This window comes from Lentzea indica, from assembly GCF_012184385.1.
In the GTDB taxonomy this organism is placed as follows: Bacteria; Actinomycetota; Actinomycetes; order Mycobacteriales; family Pseudonocardiaceae; genus Lentzea; species Lentzea indica.
This window is the reverse complement of the sequence record NZ_VSRL01000390.1, coordinates 1-5,808: the sequence shown is the minus strand read 5'-3', so window position 1 is coordinate 5,808 and position 5,808 is coordinate 1. Positions and strand designations below refer to the sequence as shown.

The 5,808-nt window shown below is 70.1% G+C and carries 4 protein-coding genes; all 4 read right to left on the bottom strand.

Annotated features, from left to right (window positions below; translation table 11 throughout):
- Positions 1–29: 29 nt before the first annotated feature.
- Positions 30–2,105, bottom strand: a complete 2,076-nt coding sequence (locus FXN61_RS46665; protein ID WP_167980222.1) for an ATP-binding protein — start codon at positions 2,103–2,105, stop codon at positions 30–32.
- Positions 2,102–4,123 carry a GAF domain-containing sensor histidine kinase gene (locus FXN61_RS46660; RefSeq protein ID WP_167980221.1) on the bottom strand — a complete coding sequence of 674 codons (2,022 nt, stop codon included), beginning with the start codon at positions 4,121–4,123 and terminating at the stop codon, positions 2,102–2,104. The genes FXN61_RS46665 and FXN61_RS46660 overlap by 4 nt, the downstream gene beginning before the upstream one ends.
- Positions 4,120–5,556, bottom strand: a complete 1,437-nt coding sequence (locus tag FXN61_RS46655; protein WP_167980220.1) for a glycosyltransferase family 2 protein — start codon at positions 5,554–5,556, stop codon at positions 4,120–4,122. Before FXN61_RS46655 ends, FXN61_RS46660 begins: the two co-directional genes overlap by 4 nt.
- Before the next feature lie 34 nt (positions 5,557–5,590).
- On the bottom strand, positions 5,591–5,808 hold a 218-nt coding region (locus tag FXN61_RS46650; protein ID WP_167980219.1), incomplete at its 5' end, for a hypothetical protein.

Sequence of the window (5,808 nt, the reverse complement as noted above, 5' to 3'; positions counted from 1 at the left end):
GTAGCGCGACCCGGTCACACCCGGTTGCTCTACGGTTGCGGCGATTCCGCCTCGGAGTCGACCGGAAGGACGATGGTCACCATCGTTCCCTCGCCTGGCCGGGACGCCACGGAGATGTCGCCGCCGTGCCTCTCCACGATGTGTTTGACGATGGCGAGCCCCAGTCCGGTGCCCTGGATCTCGTGCTCGATGGCGAGCGTCGATCGGAAGAAGCGGCTGAACAACTTCGGCAGCTCGTCCTGCGCGATACCGATCCCGGTGTCCGCCACGGTGATCCGCGCCTCGGTGCCGACGCGCCGCACCCGGATCGCCACCGAGCCCGCGGCCCGGGTGAACTTGACCGCGTTGCTCAGCACGTTGAGCAGCGCACGGTCGAGCTGGTTCGGGTCCGCCAGCACCATGATCGGGTCGGGCCCGACCTGGCGGACAAGGGTGATCGCCTTCCTGATCGCGGCCGGTTCGACGCTCTCGACGACGGCCTCCACGAGCGTGCCGAGCTCCGTCGGCTCGACGGAGGGCTGGAACTGGCCGGAGTCGATCTTGCCGACGGTCAGGATGTCCTCGACGAGCCGCAACAGCCGGCCGGTGTTGCGCTGGATGATCGACGTCATCTCCCGCTGCTCGTCGGTCAGGTCTCCGGCGACGCCGTCCACCAGCAGCTCCAGGTAGCCGGAGATGCTCGTCAGGGGCGTGCGCAGCTCGTGGGACACGTTGGCGATGAAGTCCGTCTTGACCCGATCGAGTCCGCGCAACTCCTCGACCATCTCCTGCTCCCGCGCGTACGCGTCGCGCAGAACGCGTTCGGCTTCCTTGCGCTCGCTGATGTCCTTGATGAAGGCGTTGAAGCGGTAGGGGCCGGTCGGCACCGGTTGCCAGACGTACAGCTCGATCGGGAACTCCCTGCCGTCACGGTGCAGACCGGCGAGCTCGATCTGCTCACCGAGCACGGTTGATTCACCGGTGGCCTTGAGACGCGTCATTCCGGCCACGTGGTCGGCGCGGAACCGTTCCGGCACAACGGTGTCCGCGAGGAGCCTGCCCATGATGACGGCGCGCGGCCAGCCGAACATCCGCTCGGCCGCGGCGTTCCACTCGGTGACGCAACCGTCCTCGTCCAGCGCGACGAACGCGTCGTGCGCGGTGCCGATGACCGTCTGCAGCCGGTGCACGGTCTCCCGCAACGTCGTCTGGCTCCGCACCAGCTCCGCGCGGTCGGACATGCGCGCGGCGGCGAGACCCACCTCTCGCCCGAGGTCGGTGACCAGGTCGAGCACGCGCGGGCCAGGACGGCGGACGTCGGGGTCGAAAAACTCCAGCACGGCGATCACCCCGTCCTCGGTGTGCACGGGGAACGCGAACCCACTGCCCGCTCCGAGTTCGGTGAGGCCGAGGTCGTCCATCCACTTCGGACGGAGGGTGGCCGCCGCCTCACCGCTCAGACCGGTGCCGGGCGACACCCTGGTCTCCGCCAGGACGTCCCGCAGCCGCCCGAAACAGCCCTCGTCCGCGCCGTGCCACAACTTCGCCGACACCAGCTCGCCGGTGCCGTCGCCGGCGGGGACGCAGGCGTGCCCGAACGGCCACCCGGCGTGGGTGCACACCTCGTCCAGGCAGAGCTGAAGCACCTCGTCCAGGACGGACGCCCCGTGCGCCATCGACACCAGACGGCTGCGCACCTCGACCGCCTGCGCCGCTCGCCCGGCACCGAGCTCGCGCTCGACCTGGCACCCCAAGGCCAGCAACGCGTCCCGCGCACCGTGGTCGAGGTGCCGGATGTCGCGGGCGGCGATGAACAGCACGCCGGCCGGCCGCCGGTCGTCGCCGCGCAGGGGCACGCCCGCGTAGAAGTGGACGGCCCGGCCCGCGGATCGTCGTGCCCGGGCGAACATGACCAGGTCGTCGGCTTCCAAGGTCTGCCTGCACAACGGCAGCAGCTCCTCCTGGCCGTGCGGCATGCCCCGCACGTCGTGCAGGCTCAGCTCACCGGCTTCGAGCAGCGCGACGCCCGCGATCGGGACCTGGCCGAGCGTGGCGGCGACGAGCACCGCTCCGTTGAACGCCTGCCCGGTCACTGCGGGCGGCCGGGTCGTCGACGTCCTGTTCACGGGGTTTCTCCTGTCCAGCCGTCGGGCAGGAGCACGGTCACCGTCGTACCCACGCCCTCCGTGGAGGTGAGCGAGACCTGCCCACCATGCCTGCGCACGATCTGCCGCGCGATCGCGAGTCCCAGGCCGGAACCGGGAATCGCCTGCTCGGTCGCGTTGCTCGCCCGGAAGAACCGGGTGAACATGGCGTGTTGCTCGGCCTTCGGAACACCCATGCCGGTGTCACTCACCTTCACCTCGACCCAGCCGCCACCACACCGGCGTGAGGTCACCCGCACGTCACCTCCGGCCGGGGTGAACTTGACCGCGTTCGACAGCAGGTTGGTCAGCACCCGGTCGAGCTGTGCCGCGTCGCCGCACACCACCAGTCCCCCGGCGTTCTCGTGATCCAGGTGAACTCCGCCCACGTCCGCGGCGGGCCGCAACGCCTGGACGACACCGTCGACGAGCTCACCCACGTCGACGGGCTTCTCGGCCATGGTGACCGTGTCCGACTCGAGCTTGGCGAGCAGGAGCAGTTCCTCGATGAGCCCCCGCAGGCGCGTCATGTTGCGGTGGACGACGTCCAGCATCTTGCGCTGACTGCCGTTGATCGTGCCGCCGGCACCATCGCGCAACAGCTCCACGTATCCGGCGATGCTGGTCATCGGAGTGCGCAGCTCGTGGGAGACGTTCGACACGAACTCGGTCTTGTTGCGGTCCAGCGCCCGCAGCTCCCGAACGAGCAACTGCTGCTCCTGGTACAGCCGTGCCTGGTCGACGCCGCGGGCGAGATCGGCTGCGATGTGCTCGAGCGCGTCGACCTCGACCGCAGGCCAGCCGCCGCCGGAGCGGGCGACGACCAGCGCTCCCAACACGCTCTCCCCTCGCCCGAGAGGCAGGACCAGCACCGAGCGATCCCTCAGGGCGGCAGGCAGCCCCAGTCTCCCGGCCTCGTCGGCGTGGTCCACCTCCAGGGAGCGACGGCCCGCGTACAACCTGCGCAGCGGCGCCATCGGCAGCGAGCGGTCCTGCGTGGCGAGCGACGATCCCAGTGGAGCGAGCTCCGGCCGATGCCACTCCGGCGTGACGAGGTCCGCGGAGGTGTCCTCGGGTTCGCCTTCCGCCAGCCAGACGCAGACCCGCTCGACGCCGAAGTGCTGCCCGATCTCGGAGGCCGCCAGCTCGATGACGGCGTCGACGTCAAGATGCTCCCGGATGCTCATACCGATGTCGGCGGCGATCTCCCGGTGGCGCTGCCGTTCCTGCTCCACCTCGTGCAGCTTGGCGGCCTCGTCGGCCAGCGCGTTGATGGAACGGGCGACCTGTTGGAGCTCCGCGATCCCTTGTTCCGGTATGCGCGCCAGCGCGTCACCCCCTTCCCACCTCGTGACCGTGTTCCGCAGAGCGGCGATCGACCTGCCGAGCCGCTGCACGGTGGTGATCGCCGATCCTGTCGCCAGCAGGACGGCGACGGCGCCACAGCTGATCAGGGCGACCATCGCCTGACGGCGGGTGGCGGCGCTGCTCTGCCGCAACGAGGCGCTCTGGGCCTCGAGGCCCTCGGCGAGCCGGGTGCTGGTCTCGAGAAACTCGTCGATCACAGCCGCACCGGCCACCAGCCGCGCCGGCGTGTCCGCCGTTCCCGGCTCGGCTGCTCGGACGGCGGCCGTCATGGCGAACCACCGGTCGGCCAGCTCGGCCACGCTGCGCGCCGGCCGCTGCTCACCCACCTCGGCGAGCCGGACCAGCTCGTCCTTCACCCGAACGTAGTTCTGATGACCGCTGTCGTAGGCCTCAACGAGCGCCACGTCGCCGCTGTAGGTGTACCCGCGCAGGCCCCGGGAGCTGTCCAGCATGATCCCGCGCAGCTCGAAGTTCAGCTGCTGCATCGGCTGCACGCGGGACGTCAGCTCCTCCACGGAGCTCGCGGCCACCGAGACGGCTCCCGCGCCGAGCGCGAGCAGGACCAGGACGACGGCCACGAGCGGCCCGAACGTGAGCACGAGCAAGCGCCGGAAAGATGGTCCTGAACTCATGTCCGTTGGCCTCCTCGGGGTGCCGGAACGTCGAATCCGCGCCGGGTCATGACTCCCCATGAGCGCTCGGACTGGCGCAGCGCCGCCCACATGCCCCACGTTCGCCACCGTGCGGTCCGCTGCCGGTAGCCGATGTTCTCCGCGAGCGCCGCGAGAAGCGCCATCCCGAGGTCCGCCCATCGGTGGTAACGGCGGAACGAGTACTCCTCGACGGTGAGCGCGAAGACGGAGATCAGGAATGCGAAGCCGTACGCCGCCGCCGTGAGGGACACCGCGAACGACAGGGTGATCGCTCCCGTCGAGAGGCCGAGCACCAGCACGAGGACCGCCACGAACTCGACCAGCGGGGTGATCAGCTCGAACAGCATGTGGTAGGGCAACGTGAGCAGCCCCACGACGCCGTATCTCGGGTTGCCGATCATGCGCCGGTGCTTCAGCAGGATCTCGGTGAGGCCGCGGTGCCACCGCTTCCGCTGACGAGCGAGCACCAGCGCGGTGTCCGGAACCTCCGTCCACGACACCGGTTCGGCCACGAACACGATCCGGTAATCCCGTCCCTCGTCCCGCATCCTCCGGTGGATCCGCACCACCAGCTCCGCGTCTTCGCTCATGCAGTCCGGGTCGAGGCCGCCCACTGCCACGACGACGTCCCGCCGGAACAGCCCGAACGCTCCGGAGATCACGAGCAGGCCGTTGAACCGCGACCACGCGGTGCGGCCGAGCAGGAAGACCCTCAGGTACTCCACGGCCTGGATCGCGGGCAGCAGGCGCGTCGGCATCCGCACGTCGACCAGCCGGCCGGCCACCACCCGGCACCCGTTGGCGACCCGGACGGCGCCACCGGCGGCGACGACCCGGAGCGGGTCGTCGAGGAACGGCCTGGACACGCTCATCAGGGCGTCCGGGTCCAAAATGGAGTCCGCGTCGACCATGCACACCAGCGGGTGCCGGGCGAGGCACAGCCCGGTGTTCAGCGCACGGGTCTTCCCTCCGTTGTCCTGACGCACCACCACGAGCGGGATCGCACGGACGGCGGGAACGTGCACCGAACGCACGACACCCCGCTGCGGCAGCTCGTCGGAGACGACGGCGGGCAGGCTCACGAGCTGGAACTCGGCTTCGAGCCGGGCGAACGTCTCGTCCGTGGAACCGTCGTCGATGACGACGACCTCGAACACGGGGTAGCGCAGGGCGAGCATGGCCCGCACCGCCTCAACGATGCCCGCCTCCTCGTTGTGCGCGGGCATCAGCACCGACACGGCGGTGGTCAACGAGCCGGAGTACAGCTCGTCGGCGGCCAGGAACGGTTTGCGCCTGCCCTCCCTCGCGAACTCGACCGCCGCGACCGACAGGAACACGACGTAGCTGCAGTTGATCAGGAGGAAGTAGCAGGCCGCCACGAGGCCTGCGACCTCGACGGCGTTCAGGATCACACCGCCCCCGCGGGTGTGCCGGCGGCCGGCGTGATCATGGGTGACTCCTGGCCGTCGCGGCCAGACGCGTGTGGGTGATCTGGTCCCACGCCAGCGCCTCGACGGCGTGTGCGGTGGCAGCCGGGCCGAGGCTGCCGCCCGCCACGTTCGCGAGGACGGCACGACCGCGGTCACCGAGCCGGAGCAGCGAGCGGGACGCGTTGTGCGCCAAGCGATGCGGCTTCTCGGCGAGGAGGAAGCCCAAGGTGTCCG

Bases quoted from the DNA above. Each gene is read 5' to 3' on its own strand.
- FXN61_RS46660 (WP_167980221.1), bottom strand. From the start codon at position 4,123: ATGAGTTCAGGACCATCTTTCCGGCGCTTGCTCGTGCTCACGTTCGGG.